We start from the raw sequence: 18,091 nt of genomic DNA, 5'->3' as shown, positions 1-18,091 counted from the left end.
CCTCCTGCTTAAAGCCTTAACCTTCAAGGCTTATTTTAATACGATCAAGGGCTTCTTTCAATGTGGTTCTTGGGCATGCCACATTTATTCTCTGGAATCCCTCGCCCACCTTGCCGAATATCCTGCCGCTGTCTAACCATAATTTCGCCTTATTTATGATGAGGTCATCCAGCTCCTTAGCCGTAAGCCCGGTCTCTCTGAAATCCAGCCAGATAAGGTATGTTCCCTCAATATCCATAAGCTTGACATTCTTAAGGTTATCCCTGATATATTCCCGGGCAAATTCTACATTTGCCTTCACATAGGAAAGCATTGCCTGATACCACTCCTCGCCGTGCTCATAGGCAGCCCTGGTTGCCTCAAGTCCCAGGATACCAAGCTGGCTTACGCCTGCCGCATCAAGCTGTCTTCTGAACTTTCTTCTTAGAGCTTCGCTTGGTATGAATATATTGGATATCATCATGCTGGCAATATTGAAGGTCTTGCTGGCTGATGTACATGTTACGGATATATCAGCAAATCTCTCATCAATCCCTGCAAACACATGATGTTCACCCTTCAATATGAAATCGTTATGGATTTCATCACTGACAACAGTTACGCCATGCTCCAGACATATATTGCCTATACGCTTAAGCTCCTCAAGAGTCCACACTCTTCCCACAGGATTGTGGGGATTACACAGAAAGAAAAGCTTTATATTATTTTCAACTATCTTCTTCTCAAAATCATCAAAATCAATATGATATCTGCCATCCTCCGAAAGTACCAGGTCATTGCTGACTACCTTTCTTCCGTTGTCCCTGATAACCTCTGAAAATGGATAATAAACCGGAAGCTGGATAAGCACGCTGTCCCCCGGTTCTGTATATGCCTTAACCGACATTGCCAGGGCAAACACCACACCCGGCGTCTTCACCAGCCATTTCTCATCCACATCCCAGTTGTGATGTTTCTTCATCCAGTTCTTAACTGCATTGAAATAATCCTCGCCTACCTCGCTGTAGCCGAATATTCCATGTTTTGTTCTCTCTATCACCGCGTCCTCTATATAGGATGAGGTCTTAAAATCCATGTCAGCAACCCACAACGGAAGTACATCCGCAGGCATGCCGCGTTTCACTGCAAAGTCATACTTAAGGCAGTCTGTATTTTTTCTGTTTATAACTTTATCAAAATCAAGATTTCTCTCAGCCATTATTTTCTCCTCCTCGGTGCCGGACATTTGATATCAGTGGCAAATGACAACCAATCACCTGCACAATCCTTAGACCTTTTATGCCTAGCTTAAATGCACTTAAACACTACTTCAAGCTCTGCTATAAGATCCTTGCTGTCTTCGATTCCCACTGAAAGTCTGAGGGTGCTGTCTGTAATACCGTTTTTTTCTCTGATCTCCACAGGCACATCTGCGTGGGTCTGGGTGGTAGGATATGTGATAAGGGTCTCCACTCCTCCAAGACTCTCGGCGAATTTTATCATACGCACCTTCTCAAGTAAAGCAATGGCATGCTCCTTTGTATCAAGATCAAAGGTTATCATTGCACCGAAGCCTCTCGCCTGCTTCTTCATGATCTCATGCCCCGGATGCTCCGGAAGTCCCGGATATATGACCTTGGTTACAACATCCTGCTTCTTCAGCCATTCTGCCAGGGCAAATGCATTCTCCTGGGCTCTTTCCATTCTTATTCCTAAGGTCTTTATGCCCCTTTCAAGTAAGAAGCTGTCAAATGGTGACAGCCCCGCTCCCGTGGTCTTAATGAGAAATCTCAGCTTCTCGCTTATTTCCTCATTATTTGTCACTATAAAGCCCGCAAGGGTATCATTGTGCCCTCCCAGATATTTCGTACCGCTATGGATAACGATATCTGCTCCCAGCTTAAGAGGATTTTGAAAATAAGGAGAGAGGAATGTGTTATCTACTATAAGTAACAATCCATGCTTCTTAGCTATACCGGCAAGTGCTCCTATATCCGTAACATTCATCATAGGATTTGTAGGAGTTTCAATGTATATAGCCTTTGTATTGTCCTTGACATGGGACTCCACATCTTCATTAGAACAGGCTACCCTTGAAAATTCTATACCATTTTTCTCTGAAACATTGTTAAATAATCTTATACTGCCGCCATACAGATCCGACTCAACAATAAGATGGTCTCCCGGCTTGAAAAGCTCCATCATAAGAGTGATGGCAGCTATTCCGGTGGAAAGTGCCAGTGCGTCTATACCGCCTTCAAGGCTTGCAACCACCTTCTCCAGATGTTCCCTGGTAGGGTTCTGAAGTCTGCTGTAATCATATCCTGTGCTCTGTCCCACTGCAGGATGAGCATATGTAGCTGTCTGATATATAGGGAAAGTCAGTGCTCCGTAATTATCTGTCTTTCCTTCAGTTTCTTCTAAGTGTAAACATCGGGTGTTAATTCCTCTCTCCATAGTAATCTACCTCCAAAGCTGTCTTTTTACCCAGTATATCAGTAGGTTACTGTTTTGAATAATTCAGTTTTTCTTTAACATGTTATAGGTTTTCCCTATATAATTTATTTTATAACGAATGACTTTTTTCTTCTGAAATCATGACGGTTGCCGCCTTTTTTGCCGAGTCCATTATTGTGGGATTTTTCCTATCATCAGCTGCTGTTGCTGCTTTTTTGTCCGTATCTTCGGTGTCCGGCTTCGCTTCATCGTCATCCTTTAAAGATCTGCCACTTTCAAACCACCAACCAAGGAAACCTGCCACTAAAGCTGCCACTGCCATTAAACCCACAAAAATATTCTGTCCCATATAAACCTCCATATTAAGCATACAGAATTTTTCGTATACGAAACACACATACAGGTTCTGTATGCCTCCATAATCAATTACTATTCAATTTACTGCTCTTGTTATAATCGGAAATTTTATGAGATTCGTTTCTTCCCGTCCGAATTGTGAATATAATCAGAAATCTTTTCACTATGACAATCATATGTGGTCTGATCCACATAATCATAGTCTGATATAGATACAGGCTCCATAGAAATGCCGACAAAGCACAGTATATCTGCAAGCTCATCGTTCCTGCCGGTTCTGGCATACTTTACCGTAAGCTCAGACAGATCAAGTCTGATTCCAAGCATTTCGGAGGTACATGCCTCAGTGTCTGTAAGCACGCTCTCTACTCCATGTATAGACGGAACTGAAGCTACAGGGGACTCTTTTAAAGACATGTTGTCTACTCTTGCATTACCGAAATATATGCCTGAAATGATTATAAGCATTGAAAGCATTGCGCACAAAAATCGCTTACTCTTTATCACTGCATTTCTTTTTAACCTTTCTGCCATAGAGTCCACCTCCTTTGAACATCAATTCTCCTTCGGCAAAGGGCTGACGCTGCAGGTCAGGTTTTCATATAAAACCTGACACAATCCTTTATCAATGTCAGCTCATCACGGCCTGCTTCTAGATTTTATCATAAACTTTATACTTTGTAACTTTTTTATTTCCATTTTCAGGAATATTTTACCGGGCTTCCCTGATAACCCGTATCATCTGAATAACCAATGTAGGGGCAAATGCAAGTCCAACGATCCACATTAACTGAGTCCCCGTAAGTCCCGTCACCATAAAAAGCCCACGCATTGCAGGTATTAATATAACCGCCGCCAGCAGTACCACTCCTGCGGCAAATGCCCTGTTGCTCCACTTGTTGCTCCTTAATCCGAGCTTGAATATTGACTTCTCCCCTCTGCATGTAAAGCCATGGAACAGCCTTGCAAGAGTCAGAGTTGCAAAAGCCATTGTACTTGCTGCTTCCCCACGTCCTATATAAAACGCAGTCTGTGTAGCAATAGCAATAAGAATGCCATACAAAGCCAGCCTTCCGCAAAATCTTCCGTTTAAAATTCCCTTTTTAGGATCCCTTGGCTTGTTCTTAAGCAGATTTCTGTCTGATGGTTCCATGCCTATGGCAAGTGCCGGAAGTGAGTCCGTAAGCAGATTTATAAACAGCAGATGCACCGGTTCAAAAGGTGTCGGTAACGCCATAACTGAACAGAACAGCACCACAAATATAGCTGCAAGATTACCCGATAACAGGAAAAGTATTGCATTCATAATATTCCTGTAGACATTACGCCCATTTAACACTGCCTTTATAATAGTTGCGAAATTATCATCCGAAAGTATCATGGCAGAAGCGTCCTTGGATACCTCGGTTCCTGTAATTCCCATGGCAACCCCAATATCAGCTTTCTTTAGAGCCGGAGCGTCATTAACACCGTCACCGGTCATGGCCACAACCTTGCCCTTCCGCTGCCATGCATCAACTATCCTGATCTTATCTGACGGAGACACCCTGGCATATACAGATATGTGGGCAAGCTTACTATCCAGCTCATCATCCGACATATTGCTAAGCTCCTGTCCGGTAACTGCCACATCTCCATCTCTATATATACCTATCTGCCTGGCTATGGCAGTAGCTGTAACCTTGTGGTCTCCGGTTATCATCACCGGCTTTATTCCTGCACCGATAGCAGTTGCCACAGCCTCTACCGCTTCATCCCTTGGAGGATCTATCATTGCCACAAGCCCTGTAAATGTGTATCCATATTCGCTGTCCATGCACAGCTTCTCATCTTCGTTACATTCCTTATATGCAAATGCAAGAACCCTCATGCCATTTTCAGAAAAAGCTCTGTTCTGTTTCTTTATTGCTTCTCTGTCATCATCTGTCATCGGTCTCACTTCCTGACCGTCCATGATATTCTCCACTCTGCCAATGAGCACATCAACCGCTCCCTTGGTAAATACCGTAGGTGTTCCCTCTATGACATACTTGCTGCTCATAAGCTTCCTGTCAGAATCAAAGGGCAGCTCCTCAAGTCTGGGGATCATTTTTCTGATGTCTTCCTCCGGATTTTCTCCAGGATTTCCACAAGAAATATCTGTTTTTCTTGCCATATGGAGCAGGCAGGTCTCCGTTGGATCTCCCACATCCTCACCACTGCATATACCGGAATCATTGTTAAGTATGGCATTATACAACAGATATCTGTGTGCCCTTGTTCCCTCATTTATCTCCTCCGGCTTAATACACTGTCCGGCAATATACACATCCTTCACAGTCATCCTGTTCTGGGTCAGGGTTCCTGTCTTATCCGAGCAGATAACGGACACGCAGCCAAGACTTTCCACCGCCTTAAGTTCCTTGATTATGGCATTGTCCTCAGCCATCTTCCTTGTGCCCATAGCCTGAACAATGGTCACTATTGAACCCAGTGCCTCAGGGATTGCCGCCACAGCCAGTGCTACAGCAAACATAAGGGAAGAAAGAATGGTCTCTCCCTGCCATATCCTCAGTGCAAATACTACTCCACTGATCACCATTATAAGTATGGCAAGCTTCTTGCTGAAATTATCAAGGCTCACCTGAAGGGGAGTCTTTCTGTCCTCTGTATCATTCATTAGAGATGCTATGCGTCCCATCTCCGTTGCCATTCCCGTAGCAGTCACCAGCACCTCAGCTCTTCCGTAGGTGACAAGGCTTCCTGAAAACACCATATTTACCCGGTCTCCAAGGGGAACTTCTTCTGATATAATCCCTTCAAGCTTATCAACATTTGTGGATTCTCCCGTCAGTGAGCTCTCATTTACCTGGAGAGAATGATTGCTTATTATCCTGCCGTCTGCCGCCACCATGTCTCCTGCTTCCAGAAGCAATATGTCCCCCGGCACCACCTCAGAAGCCGGGATCTCCTGCTTCATTCCGTCTCGTATGACTCTGGCGTGGGGTGCCGACAGGTTCTTAAGTGCCGCTAACGACTTCTCCGCCTTAACATACTGGATGGTTCCAAGCACTGCATTCATTATAAGAACTGCAAATATTACTATAGTACTCTCCACATTTCCCGAAAACATGGACACCACTGCTGCCGCCACAAGAATAACCACCAAAAGGTCGGCAAATTGTCCCAGAAATATGCTGAATATACTTTTCTTTTTCTTCTCCCTTAACAGGTTCTCACCATATTTCTCAAGCAGCTCCTGTGCCCTACTTGTGGTCAATCCTCCCGGATCCCCATATTCCTTAAATAATTCCCCTTTTGTCTGCTGATAAATTTCTTTCATAGACTTCTCCTTTCCGTCTTGTTTTTATGTTAAGAAAGCAGTTGCTATAAATCGAGTAGGCTCCTCCTACTCGATCTGTGCAATATATGTCATCTCGCCTGACGGCTTATTGCCCAGCGATAAAACACGCTTTGCGAGTTTTATCCGCTGATTAGCAGTCGTCAAATGCAATCATGCAAGCATGTTGCACTTGACGACTGCTATAACAAAAAAACAAGACCTTTTGTGCACAATAAATGTACACAAAAAGTCTTGTTTAACAGATCTATTGCTATCTGATCCCCGGTCTGAATAACAGCTATAGGCACTGTCCAATCAGACGTCCTGACGAAAACCAGAACACACACCATAGGTGTATGCAACTACTCCCTTTTTTGATAATCTACTAATATCATACTGCATATTATATGTCAACGCTTTTTTAATTATTACTGCAAAAGAAATTACATGCATTTCTTGCACGGCTCATAGCCCTGATTTAACAGGTCATCAAGAGAACCTGTGTAACTCCTTTTATTTGACTCCTTCATCTGCTTCACGCTGGAACATGATGGTCTGTGTATCTTCTTAGTGTTGGTATTCAAGATATACTCCTGCTCGTTACCACTATTATTCTCCGTGATTGCCTCAGTGTTTTCTGAAGTCCTTCCATCTGCATTTTCCCGGGATGAACCACTGGCATCCCCACTGTCTGAACCGGAATTATCCCCGCTGTTGTCCACTTCTCCTGTGTAATCAGGTGATATCTCGCTGTCGCCGGTGGCATAATCAATGTATATCCCCGGCTGCACATTATAACAGAACACATTGAAGCATATACCTGAGCCTTCATCCTCAACCGACCATGCCTCGATCTGAACGCCATTTGCCACAAGATTATCCCCCTCAAAATAAGGTGTAACCCTGTAAAGCACATGGTTTCCGGTGTCCTTCACATACTGGACAACCTGATCCTCAAATGGCACCATGCCCTGCACATTAAGATATCTGGTTCCGGTTATGAGGTTTTTCTCATTTGCATTCTCACCTGCCAACTGGTATGCGATCAAATGACATCTGTTGTAGAGGTAATTCCCATCCACAATGCCATTGTATTTAACCGTATGCCATCCGCTGGGCTTGATCTGTCCTATCTCTCCACGCTCTTTTGCAGGCATCAGCTCCTTGCAGATATCTGCATATGCCACACCACATCTTCCAAGTTCATCAAGCTCACTGTACTCTTCAAATGGTTCCGTGGACTTCTTGTCCTCATCGGAAAATCCCGGCATATTGTCATTGATAATGGCATAGGCCTCACTGTCATCAGCCGGAACAGCAACAAAGGCCGGTCTGTCACTTTCGGTGGTTGGGGCCACAACATCACTGCCCGATCCATCACCGGAAATATCCGAACTATCATCCTTGCCACTTAATGTATCCGCCGGCCGCCCTGCCACATCCCGGTCATTCCCTGCAAATGCCTCTGTGGTGATCTCGCTTGTAGCTACAGCCTCTGTGGTTCCTGTGGTATTATCCTTATTCTTATCTGAGGAAACTCCACCTGCCGCTGCTAATATCAGCAACAGAAAAATACTCACAAAAGCAAGTCCACGTTTATTCTTTCTCTTTGTGTTACCTGCCATACTCTTATCCTCCTCCGACGGTGCATGTCAAGTTTTCATATAAAACATGACACCCTCTTATTATCCTAACAGATATTATAACACATCGATAAAACACGCTTTGCGAGTTTTATCCGCTGATTAGCAGTCGTCAAATGCAATCATGCAAGCATGTTGCACTTGACTCGTTGCCATAACAAAAGATAACGCAGTGACATATGATCAGTCACTGCGTCATGCTACAAAATCCGGCTATTAACACCGAAGTTTTATTCATTTTGTCACATATCAGAATATACTAGAAAGCCGCTTTATATATATCAAGCACCTGCTCTTCTGTAAGCGGCAGATAATTGTTCTTAAGAAGTCTCTGCTGAGTTCCGATCACATCATGTGCGAATACCGGAAGGTCACTTTCCTTAACTCCGAAATTCTTTAAAGGCTCACACTTTAACACCTTATCCATAAGAGAGTATAAAGCCTCCAATGCCTCCTCCGGCTTTACCTGAAGAGTATCTCCTATGACCTTCTCCAGGTCATTTATCCTTCCTACCGGTTTCAGCTCCTTGTACTTCTTCATAACAGAAGCGAACATCAGCTGATTGCTCTGTCCATGTGGAATATGATATACAGAGCCAAGAGGATATGCACAGGCATGTACCGCAGCACAGCCCGCATAACCAAATCCAAGTCCTGCCCAGTTTGAAGCCTTTAAGAAATCAGCAGCATAGGTCTTCCATGCGTCCCCGCCGCCGGCAGCTACTGCCTTGCTCCAGCAGGTGATTATGGTCTTTAATGCCTCTGTGGAGAATATCCTTGATATGCTGCAGCCATTTGGACTTAAGAAGGACTCAACACTGTGCACCATTGCGTCTATTGAAGATGTGGCAAATACCTTGTATGGCATGGATTCCAGCATATTTGTGATCATTATTGCCTTGTCCGCATACATTGCGTCCGCCGCAAGTCCCATCTTCACGCCCTTGCTCACACGGTTTATAACTGAAATATTTGTAACTTCACTTCCTGTACCACAAGTGGTAGGAACAATGATAAGTGGATGATACTTCTTAAGGGAAGCTACATTGTCATACAGATCATCAACCTTATCCTCAGGTCCTGCCACAGCCACAGCCTTGGCTATATCTATAACAGTTCCACCGCCTACAGCGATTATCCTGTTGAATTTCTTAGCCCTTAAGGCGTCTATTATGGCGTCAACCGCAGCGTCTGTAGGCTCGCCGGTACCGTATTTCTCCCTGAATAAGGTCTGTACACCGGTACCAAGCGGTGCTATATATCTGTCGTAGGTATGCTCTCCGCATAACACCAGATCCTCTGCCGAAAGACCGGCTACATTTGCAAATTCTGCAAATGTATCATACTCTTCTATCTCTGTCTTTATTGAAAATCCCTTCATTACAGGTTATGCCTCCTTCTTAAGAGCCTCTTCATCTATATCGTATCTGCGTTCTACAAGGTCGATTATCACATCGGCTGTCTTGTCCCAGCCAAGGAGACTGCTGTTAAGCAGGATATCTCTTGTATGTCTGTCGCCACGCTTCTTTCCTGTAATGTATGCATGTCTTGCATGCTGTGACTTCTCTACATACTCCCACTCTTCTCTTGCCTTGTGCTCGCTCATGCCCTTTTCCTTCATTACCGCTGCAATCTCATCCTCCTCAGGTGCATAGATGAATACGTTTAACACATCATCTCTGTCCTTCAGGATATAATCACTGCTTCGTCCTACGATAACACACGAGGACTTGTCTGCGAAATCATGTATCGCCTGGAACTGGGCGTCTATAACTCGGTTTGAAAGATTTGCATATCTTACACCATATGAAGTGTCAAATGCATATCTTACACCGATCTTGGTATCGGCCTCCTCTACAAGACCCTTATCTACACCGATCTGTTCAACAACCTTATCTACCAGATCTCTATTATAATACGCAACTCCGAAATGGTCAGCAACCATTTTCGCGATCTCCGGACCGCCGCTTCCGTACTCACAGCCAACTGTAACCACGAAGTGTCTTCCTATATGCTTCTCGTCGTATACTGAGCTGTCGCCTGTGTATGCGTCCTCAGCCTTTGTCTCATCCACAATAAATATGTCACGTCCAAATTCATCACCATATTTGCGCTTTGAGTACAAGAAGAAGAATACACCAAGCACAAGCCATATACCTACAACTACCCACTCCTGCCATATAAGAGCTGCTGAAAATGACGCCGGCACGATATAGAGAAGTGTCATGAAACCAGCCATGATAACCGCCATTACACCTACGAACTTACCTGCCTTTACCTTGTAAGGTCTGTCCATATCAGGTCTCTTCTTACGAAGGATACAGAATGAAATTGACACGAACATGTAAGCGATAACACAGCCAAATGACGCTGCGTCAACCAGCCATACCAGTACTCCTCTTCCAAAGAATGGAGCCGCACAGCAGGCTATACCACATAATATGATAGCTGCAACAGGTGTCTTATTCTTTCCAAGCTTACCGAAGAACTTAGGTATCATAAGGGACTCACCCATTGAGTAAAGTGCACGGCTGCCACCCATAAGGAATGAATTCCAGGATGTGATTATTCCGCACAGACCGCCGATTATAAGCACCTTGCCCATAAGCGGAGAGTTAAATGCTATCTCGATCGCCTTAACTGATACAAGTCCGTTCTGGGACGCCATCTCTTCTGCTATGGCACTCTGTGGCATTATATAACAAACTGCAAATATTATAAGGAGATACCATGCAACTGCCAGAATAATTGACAGTAACATGATTCTACCGACCTTCTTATATGGCACATTTATCTCTTCTGCTGCCTGTGGAATTACATCAAATCCTATGAACAGGAACGGTGTCATACATGCAACCTTGAATACACTTCCTAAAGTATTTCCTGTGCCTGCCTCCCAGATCTGTCCGCTGATATTGCTGCCATCGCCATTTACAGCCGAGCCTACAACAAGTAATATACCTGCAAGGGCGATTATTGCCGTAAGTATTGTCTGGAGCATGGCTGCCGTCTTGGCACCCTTGATATTTACCCATGTGATAAGTACCGCAACACCTACACCTAAGATGATAGTTGTAAGGTAGATATCCTTTCCTGCAATGGTATAAAGATATACCTGATTGAAATCAGGAAACAGATATGTGATAACTGTCGGAAGGGCTGTTGCTTCAAATGCTGAAGTAGCCACATATCCAAGCACGATCATCCATGTACATATAAATGAACCTGTAGGACCCATTGCCCTGTAGCTGAATACATGCTCACCACCGCACTGTGGCATCGCTGATGTAAGCTCTGCGTATGTAAGGCCTACAAAGAATACCATTAAACCACCTATCAACATTGCAATTATGGATCCCATGAATCCCGCTGTGGTGATCCAGTCGCCGGAGTTTATTACCCAGCCCCATCCGATCATGGCACCGAAGGCGATGACCAGGATGTCCCAGGCTCCCATTACCTTGTCAAATTTTGATTTCTGCTCCATAGTCGTTCCTCCTGTCCTTACGCTTCAAGTGCTTCCCTGATAGACTCCTCGAATATCTCAAGACCTCTCTCCATCTGCTCATCTGTCATGGTAAGCGGTGCAAGGAATCTTATGGTGTTGCTTGCTGTACCGCAGCTCTCAAGAAGAAGTCCCTTCTGCATAGCATTATGAATGATATCTGCCACAAGCTTTGTAGCAGGCTCCTTTGTCTCTCTGTCTGTAACGAACTCTATTCCGATCATTGCTCCAAGACCTCTTACATCACCGATAACAGGATATTTCTCCTGAAGCTCTTTGTAACGCTTTGTAACAACCTCACCGATATGTCTTGCTTTGCCTGCATAGTCATCTCTCTTCATAACCTTCATAACTGCAAGGGCTGACGCACATGCAAGTGGGTTTCCACAGAATGTACCACCGATAGTACCTGCGGGAGCAGCGTCCATGACTTCTGCTCTTGCTGTTATAGCTGAGATCGGAAGACCACCGCCAACTGACTTGGCTGTTGTGATGATATCAGGAGCACATCCCGCATCCTTCCAGTATTCTGAAGCGTAGTACTTTCCCGTTCTGCAGTTACCGCACTGAACCTCATCAGCGATCATCAATATTCCGTTGTCATCACAGATCTTACGGACTGCCTTTACCCATTCGATAGGTGCAGGGATAAATCCTCCCTCGCCCTGTAATGGTTCAAGGATCATACATGCTATCTCGCTTGCAGGAGCACCCTCGTCGAATACTCTGTTTAATTCATCAAGATAATACTTGATCGCCTCTTCCTCTGTATATCCCTTCGGTGCTCTGTAGAGATATGGATATGGTGCTCTGTATATTCCTGCAGGGAATGGACCCATGCCCACTGCATATACCTTCTTGGCTGTAAGTGCCATTGTAAGATTTGTTCTGCCGTGGAATGCACCGGTGAAGCAGATGACACCGCTTCTCTTGGTGTATGCCTTGGCGATCTTGATGGCATTCTCATCACACTCTGCACCGGAATTTGCAAAGTATGTTTTCTTCACATCTCCCTTACAAGGGATCAATTCATTGAGCTTTTCTGCCAGCTCAACATAGCCCTCATGAACATATACATTAAATATTGTATGGAAATATTTCTCTGCCTGCTCCTTTACCGCTTCTACTACCTCTGGATGTGAATAACCGATATTTAAAACACCTACACCTCCAACCCAGTCAAGGATCTTATTTCCATCAAGATCCTCAAACATTGCACCTGCGCCCTGCTTGATACATATTGGATAGGTCTTGCCGCACAATGCCTGTGGGATTGCTGCGTCTCTTCTGTCAAGAAGTTCCTTTGACTTTGGTCCCGGAACCTGCTCTGTGATTATCTCTGGTAATGCTGTTGCTAATTCTGCTGCTGTACTCATATCTTTCGTCCTCCTTACTAAACAATCAACTCGAGCAGCAACCATTTGAAATTGCCTGTTTGGCAAGGGTTGCTGCGGCGTAACGATGTCAAAGACATCATTACAGTAAAAAAAGACGCCGGATAGTATTAACTATATCCAACGCCTTTGTCGTTTGCTTTTCTTTAATTTGTGTCTATTATACCAACTGTGATGGCAAAATCAATGTTTTTCGGGTACTATATTTTTTGTGCACGGTGCACAATATTATTTTTCTATCAGGTTTCCGTAAGCTTTCTGTAATTTCTTATCATGAATGCCATCTTAAGCTTCATGCAGGTATCCAGATCATCAAGGTCTGTCTCCAGTATCTCCCTGATCTTATTAAGCCTATAATTAAGGGTATTCCTGTGAAGGTACATGTACTCTGCGGTGCTCTTGGCATTACAGTTGCAATTAAGGTATTTCTCCAGTGTCTCGCAGAGATTTCCGCTATTTACCCGGTCTGCATTTATGAGACTTCCCAAGTTATCCTCCACGAATTTATCCAGAAATCTGCTGTCAGGAATATGTGAGATAAGTGTATAAAGTCCCAATTCATCATAAAATACCACATGCTCCGGTGAATCTGACGCCCGGGCGATCTTAATGGCTGCCGCCGCCTCGTTTCTGCTTAACTTCACGTCCTCAAGATATCCTGTGGCATTGCCAACGCCGGCTATCAGCTCGGTTCCGCACTCCCGCTCAGCCCTGTCAACAATACGGTTAAGTATCTCCTTCATCCGGCTGTCATCCACATGCTCAACAGGTATAAGAGCGATCATGGAACCGGTCTGTAACATTACCATTACATTTGTCCCGGTATGGCTTGCAAATTCCCCGGTGGTTATACTTCTAAGTCTCTGTCCCGCTGCCAGGTAGTCACGATCTGCTTCATCTGCCTGGAGAAATGCAAATTCTACCACAGTGAAGCTTCCGGCAAGGTCAATATTAAGCACTCTTGCCTGGGCAAATACCTTGTCCCTATCCAGATATTCCGCATCCAATATAGAGGACAAAAGCTGCTCGGCTGAGTTCCTGTCATTTTCCTCAAGAACCAGTCTCTGGCACATTATCTGGCTCAGATCAATAAGAGGAAAAAGCTCCGGAAGCTCAAATAAAGGAAGATCATGCTCCGTGCAATAGCTCATGAGCTTGTCCGATATCTGTCCTTCATTTATCCCCAATGCCGCTATGTCATGTTCCCTCATACGGTCGATAAGGTTCATGAGACTCTTGCTGTCGTCTGTAAGACTTCTGTTGGTCAGTACAACAAATTCTCCACCATGTATATAATTCTCGATCCGATATTCGTTCTTCACGCACTGAAGACAGTCGGCAAAATATATCCATCTTATAGAATGCTCAAGTCCGGCTTCCCCTGCTTTAAGATTGAGCACATTATTCAGTTCAGGTATCTCCATCATGTCTTCACAGGTCATATGTTATTTGTTCTCCCTTTGGTTGCTTGAAATTTGTTAGCTTCTGACATATTATACCATAACTTCTACATACAGCGTATCTTTATCGGGTACTTATCGTAATTACATTTGTTTTCCGGGCATTTGATCATTTACAGTAATACTTTTATCGGTCACCTATAATGATCACATTCGCTTTCCATATATTTAGTCAGTTACTGTGATAGCCTTGGCTTTGGCAACATGCTTCATAATGAAAGCTGATATGGCAGCCGTCAAGGCCTCTGCAACCGGAAATGCATAGAAAACTCCTTCTGCTCCCCATATACGGGACAATATCCACGCTGCCGGAATGATGATCACCACATATCTGGACAAGGATATCATGAGCGAAGCCATGCCCTGTTCCAGTGCTTCAAGAGCTCCCGAACAGGTAACTGACACGGCAGATACCACGAAACCGAAGCTTATTATATGAAGTGCCTTTATTCCTATATTGATGGTGCTTATGTTCTCGGTGAACAAACCGATCATTTGTCCCGGTATCAGCAGTGACAGTATCCATCCCACAGCCATAACCCCCGCAGCCAGGCAAAGTGATACCTTGAAAGTCTGTCGAACTCTCTTCTTCTCACCGGCTCCGTAGTTGAAGCTGATGATAGGACGTATGCCCTGAATGATACCATTTGCAGATAGATAGATAAATGTCTGAAGCTTGTAGTAGGCTCCAAGCACCAGCACATAGCTCTCGGAAAATGCTGCCAATATGCCGTTCAATGCTGATATGAGCAATGACGGAAGTGCCATGTTAAGGGAAGCAGGTATTCCCACCGCATAAAGTCTCTTGAGCAGATTGCCTCCGAAATATATGTTCTTCCTGTTGAACTTAACCGGCAACGGTCTGAATATGCAGAAGGCAATATATACAAGCAAGGTTATGGTCTGCCCTATACCAGTCGCGTAGGCTGCACCTGCCATGCCCATCTTCGGAAATGGACCTATTCCGAAGATCATAAGGGGATCCAGGACGATATTTGCAATGAAACCGCACATCATACTTATCATGGATACCTTCATACGGCCTACCGACTGGAATATCTTCTCCAATGATATTCCAAGCATTATGATGATGGAGAATGCAAATGCCCTGTTGGCATATGTAAGTCCCATGCTTAGGATCTCCTGATTGTCGGTGTACAGTGACAGGAACCAGGGCATACCAAGGGTACATACCGCCATAAGTATCACGCCGTGAATGAAGCTTAAGAGCATGCCCGTTGTGGCTGCCTGATCTGCCTGCTTCTCATCCCCGGCGCCAAGACAGAATGCGATCCTGGCATTCATTCCTATGCCAAATCCTACCGCAATGGAGGTTATAAGGTTCTGCACCGGATACACCAGCGACAATGCCGTCATTGCCTCCTCACTTATCTTCGCGACAAAATAACTATCTACTATGTTATACAGGGAATTTACCGCCATGGAGATCACCATGGGCAGCGACATGGAAATAACCAGTTGCAGTATATTTTTCTCCTTCATGAAATTCTGATTCATAAATCTTCTCGCTCCTTATCTTATTGTACTTAAAACTGTATTTCTATAACTATGTGCCTAAAACTATATGTCTATGGCAAATGTCATTTTCTGCCCTGACACAACTTCCGGTCAGTATTTTTTTGCATTAAAAATGCCACACAGTAAAAACACTGTGTGGCGAAAAAAGATCTCTCTTGAAAAATCCACTCCCATATGGGTTTTATGCAGTTAATTTAACACAACTTTAATGGACTGTCAAACGGCAGTTGGGGGAAGTTTACATCTACCGACCCTTATTATCAATCTTCCTAAAATCCAGTCTGTAAAACGGTGTTGCAGGATCCACATATACCTCATACACATGAAGCTTCTTTTTCTTTGCAATACGGCACAGCTCAAGTTTCACGTCATGGTCAATATCTTCCCCTACAAATACCGCCTCAGGCTTCACGGACATATATGCAGCCTCATCAGGAGTATTGATATCTTCCGGAAAACTGCACAGCCTCCACTCCTTCTCCGAAGCCCGGCTCTTATTTCTGATTGTAAGCATCTGCAGTAATACCGGCTTAAGTCCGTTCTTTATATCATTGTGGCTTTTCTGGGACAAAAGCTTAAAAAGCTCAGCACCCAAATCATGCCGTGCCTCCCTGTAGTTCACCTTACCAAAGCTTGCTTTCTTAAGCAGCTCCCGATCTTCCAGATCATAAAGTACGCCCTTTTCAAGTTTTGCCTTATCATACATAAGTGCAAATCCTCTATAATGATCACCATGCTCCATCCATACATTGTCCGACAGGTAATCCTCGTAGAAGTCTGCCATCCTGCCATTTGCCCCGAGCTTTCCTGTAATATCTCCGATGGCAAGACAAATCTTGTCCTCAAAGGCTTTCCTACTTTCGGGAGTCTCGGAAGTCTTCGTGAAAAATTCCCTGTTAAAAGGCGTTATTATCCGAAAGCTGTCCTTATTCTTACCACCCAGATAATCTCTCTCATAATGCTCCAGCTCATAGGACACCAACTCCCATGCCCTGTAAAAGTCCACATACATACTCTTCTCAAATGGCCCATTAAATACATCAGGGGCAGCAAAATAAAGTCTGTCATCTGCAAATGCCTGAATATTTTCTTCATTGGCACTTTCATATCTAAAAACTTTACTTCCTACCCCTTGTAACATTATTCTATATTCACCTTTCGTTGTTCCATCGTACATATGTTGTGTTATATGTTGTGTTATATGTTGTCATGATAACACAGCTTGAAATATCCCGCAATGTACCGGAGCAAATTTGCAGCCTTTTCAATCGTCGTAATCATCACCGAATTCATCCAATGCATCGTCTACACCATCTGCATAATCACTATCGTGATCATACCTGTCATAATCATAATCCCCATCCATATAAATATCATCATAGCCATCATCATAACCATCATCATATGAGTCACTTGAAGTATTATATTTATGACCGGTCGTTGTAGTATTTTTCTCCGTAGGCTGGGAGGTACTTCCTGTTGTGGTCTCTCTTAGTTCTGTGGTTATATATTCCGTAGTTGACCTTACCTTTTCCTGAGTCGTAACCTCACTGGTTCTTTCTACCCATGTATGTACCTTAGTTGCATACCCGGGGTCTTTATCGGCATTTGCCGCACCTATAATTGTCAAAATAATAACAGCAATGATTACCAGTGCTATTCCCCATCCGGAACCATCTGATCCGGAACCATTTTCATCATGTAATGCCGTAAGCCTTCCCACACCCTTCTGTAAAACAATGTTTTATGTTGTTTCTGCTGCAAATATCTTTCTGCAACAATATACACTTCTATTTTCCTGCATTTCTTAATATAAATCAATATAATTTTATTATATTTGAGGATTTATTTTTCGTGCAGCCAGCAAATAAACAAGGGGCAGCCAGATAAAGGCCACCCCTATGACACTATTATGTATTCACTTTAAATCCGTCAAGATATGTTTAACTCAACAGCGTTATATATATACACGTCAATATGGCGGTGGTTATTACACCACAGATATTGGCCCCTAAGGAATAATCCAGGATCCTTGCCCCGTCCAGTTGTCTGTCCGCGCCATCAACTGCTGACGCTGTGGAATGTACGCCCGCCTGGTCTTCATTTACCAGCCAGTCAGCATAGTAACTGTGGGAGCAGATACAGATAAATGCCAGTGCCATTATCAGGATAACAGCTATGAACTTGTGATCACTTGTCTTTATCCTCTGCACCGTCTGTTTATCCTGAGATCTTCCCTTGTTATCCTAAACACCTTATTTCTATTAAGCAGAATGACCAGGGCATACACTACACTTACCGCCTGGGCAAATACTGTTGCAATGGCAGCTCCGGCAGCATAAACTGTATTAATTTTCCCAGTATATTTCCCTGGGTAAAATCTGTCTTTTTCTTATCCAATGTGTATCATCCTTTCATGTTTTGTGTTTATTGTG

General features: G+C 44.0%; 14 protein-coding genes. All 14 read right to left on the bottom strand.

Annotation, left to right across the window (positions count from 1 at the left end; translation table 11 throughout):
• Window positions 1–16 precede the first annotated feature (16 nt).
• Window positions 17–1,198 carry a MalY/PatB family protein gene (locus DXB54_RS03040; RefSeq protein ID WP_118694209.1) on the bottom strand — a complete coding sequence of 394 codons (1,182 nt, stop codon included), beginning with the start codon at window positions 1,196–1,198 and terminating at the stop codon, window positions 17–19.
• 89 nt (window positions 1,199–1,287) lie between these two features.
• Entirely contained in the window at window positions 1,288–2,436 is a 1,149-nt protein-coding gene (locus DXB54_RS03035) for a trans-sulfuration enzyme family protein (RefSeq protein ID WP_118694208.1), read from the bottom strand.
• A 109-nt stretch (window positions 2,437–2,545) separates the two neighbouring features.
• A complete protein-coding gene (locus tag DXB54_RS03030; RefSeq protein WP_118694207.1) occupies window positions 2,546–2,785 on the bottom strand; it encodes a hypothetical protein in 240 nt (79 codons plus the stop codon).
• Between the two features lie 116 nt (window positions 2,786–2,901).
• Window positions 2,902–3,327 (bottom strand): hypothetical protein, encoded by a 426-nt coding sequence (locus DXB54_RS03025; protein WP_118694206.1) that lies wholly within the window; start codon window positions 3,325–3,327, stop codon window positions 2,902–2,904.
• A 178-nt stretch (window positions 3,328–3,505) separates the two neighbouring features.
• Window positions 3,506–6,115 (bottom strand): cation-translocating P-type ATPase, encoded by a 2,610-nt coding sequence (locus DXB54_RS03020; RefSeq protein WP_021938952.1) that lies wholly within the window; start codon window positions 6,113–6,115, stop codon window positions 3,506–3,508.
• Window positions 6,116–6,558: 443 nt separating this feature from the next.
• On the bottom strand, window positions 6,559–7,740 hold the full coding sequence (locus tag DXB54_RS03015; RefSeq protein WP_118694205.1) for a DNA/RNA non-specific endonuclease: 1,182 nt from the start codon (window positions 7,738–7,740) through the stop codon (window positions 6,559–6,561).
• Window positions 7,741–8,017: 277 nt separating this feature from the next.
• Window positions 8,018–9,139, bottom strand: coding sequence for an iron-containing alcohol dehydrogenase (locus tag DXB54_RS03010; protein ID WP_118694204.1), 1,122 nt, complete (start codon window positions 9,137–9,139; stop codon window positions 8,018–8,020).
• Between the two features lie 6 nt (window positions 9,140–9,145).
• Entirely contained in the window at window positions 9,146–11,245 is a 2,100-nt protein-coding gene (locus tag DXB54_RS03005) for an amino acid permease (protein ID WP_158578165.1), read from the bottom strand.
• A gap of 17 nt (window positions 11,246–11,262) precedes the next feature.
• Complete coding sequence (locus DXB54_RS03000; RefSeq protein ID WP_118694203.1) at window positions 11,263–12,639, bottom strand: aspartate aminotransferase family protein; 1,377 nt, start codon at window positions 12,637–12,639, stop codon at window positions 11,263–11,265.
• Between the two features lie 257 nt (window positions 12,640–12,896).
• Complete coding sequence (locus DXB54_RS02995; protein ID WP_118694202.1) at window positions 12,897–14,099, bottom strand: PucR family transcriptional regulator; 1,203 nt, start codon at window positions 14,097–14,099, stop codon at window positions 12,897–12,899.
• Between the two features lie 186 nt (window positions 14,100–14,285).
• Window positions 14,286–15,635: an MATE family efflux transporter gene (locus DXB54_RS02990; RefSeq protein WP_118694201.1), complete on the bottom strand. Its 1,350-nt coding sequence runs from the start codon at window positions 15,633–15,635 to the stop codon at window positions 14,286–14,288.
• A gap of 265 nt (window positions 15,636–15,900) precedes the next feature.
• A complete protein-coding gene (locus DXB54_RS02985; RefSeq protein WP_118694200.1) occupies window positions 15,901–16,797 on the bottom strand; it encodes a DUF2971 domain-containing protein in 897 nt (298 codons plus the stop codon).
• Window positions 16,798–16,920: 123 nt separating this feature from the next.
• Entirely contained in the window at window positions 16,921–17,379 is a 459-nt protein-coding gene (locus DXB54_RS02980) for a hypothetical protein (RefSeq protein ID WP_118694199.1), read from the bottom strand.
• Window positions 17,380–17,599: 220 nt separating this feature from the next.
• Window positions 17,600–17,869 carry a hypothetical protein gene (locus DXB54_RS11820; protein WP_118694198.1) on the bottom strand — a complete coding sequence of 90 codons (270 nt, stop codon included), beginning with the start codon at window positions 17,867–17,869 and terminating at the stop codon, window positions 17,600–17,602.
• Between the last annotated feature and the right edge of the window lie 222 nt (window positions 17,870–18,091).

The sequence above is a fragment of the Coprococcus sp. OM04-5BH genome (genome assembly GCF_003482105.1).
GTDB lineage: Bacteria > Bacillota > Clostridia > Lachnospirales > Lachnospiraceae > Coprococcus.
The sequence above is the reverse complement of the archived record's forward strand: the minus strand, read 5'-3'. Positions and strand labels throughout refer to the sequence as shown.

Bases quoted from the DNA above. Each gene is read 5' to 3' on its own strand.
- DXB54_RS02985 (WP_118694200.1), bottom strand. From the start codon at position 16,797: ATGTTACAAGGGGTAGGAAGTAAAGTTTTTAGATATGAAAGTGCCAAT.
- DXB54_RS03035 (WP_118694208.1), bottom strand. From the start codon at position 2,436: ATGGAGAGAGGAATTAACACCCGATGTTTACACTTAGAAGAAACTGAA.
- DXB54_RS03040 (WP_118694209.1), bottom strand. From the start codon at position 1,198: ATGGCTGAGAGAAATCTTGATTTTGATAAAGTTATAAACAGAAAAAAT.
- DXB54_RS03015 (WP_118694205.1), bottom strand. From the start codon at position 7,740: ATGGCAGGTAACACAAAGAGAAAGAATAAACGTGGACTTGCTTTTGTG.
- DXB54_RS03020 (WP_021938952.1), bottom strand. From the start codon at position 6,115: ATGAAAGAAATTTATCAGCAGACAAAAGGGGAATTATTTAAGGAATAT.
- DXB54_RS03010 (WP_118694204.1), bottom strand. From the start codon at position 9,139: ATGAAGGGATTTTCAATAAAGACAGAGATAGAAGAGTATGATACATTT.
- DXB54_RS03005 (WP_158578165.1), bottom strand. From the start codon at position 11,245: ATGGAGCAGAAATCAAAATTTGACAAGGTAATGGGAGCCTGGGACATC.
- DXB54_RS02995 (WP_118694202.1), bottom strand. From the start codon at position 14,099: ATGACCTGTGAAGACATGATGGAGATACCTGAACTGAATAATGTGCTC.
- DXB54_RS03025 (WP_118694206.1), bottom strand. From the start codon at position 3,327: ATGGCAGAAAGGTTAAAAAGAAATGCAGTGATAAAGAGTAAGCGATTT.
- DXB54_RS02990 (WP_118694201.1), bottom strand. From the start codon at position 15,635: ATGAATCAGAATTTCATGAAGGAGAAAAATATACTGCAACTGGTTATT.
- DXB54_RS03030 (WP_118694207.1), bottom strand. From the start codon at position 2,785: ATGGGACAGAATATTTTTGTGGGTTTAATGGCAGTGGCAGCTTTAGTG.
- DXB54_RS03000 (WP_118694203.1), bottom strand. From the start codon at position 12,639: ATGAGTACAGCAGCAGAATTAGCAACAGCATTACCAGAGATAATCACA.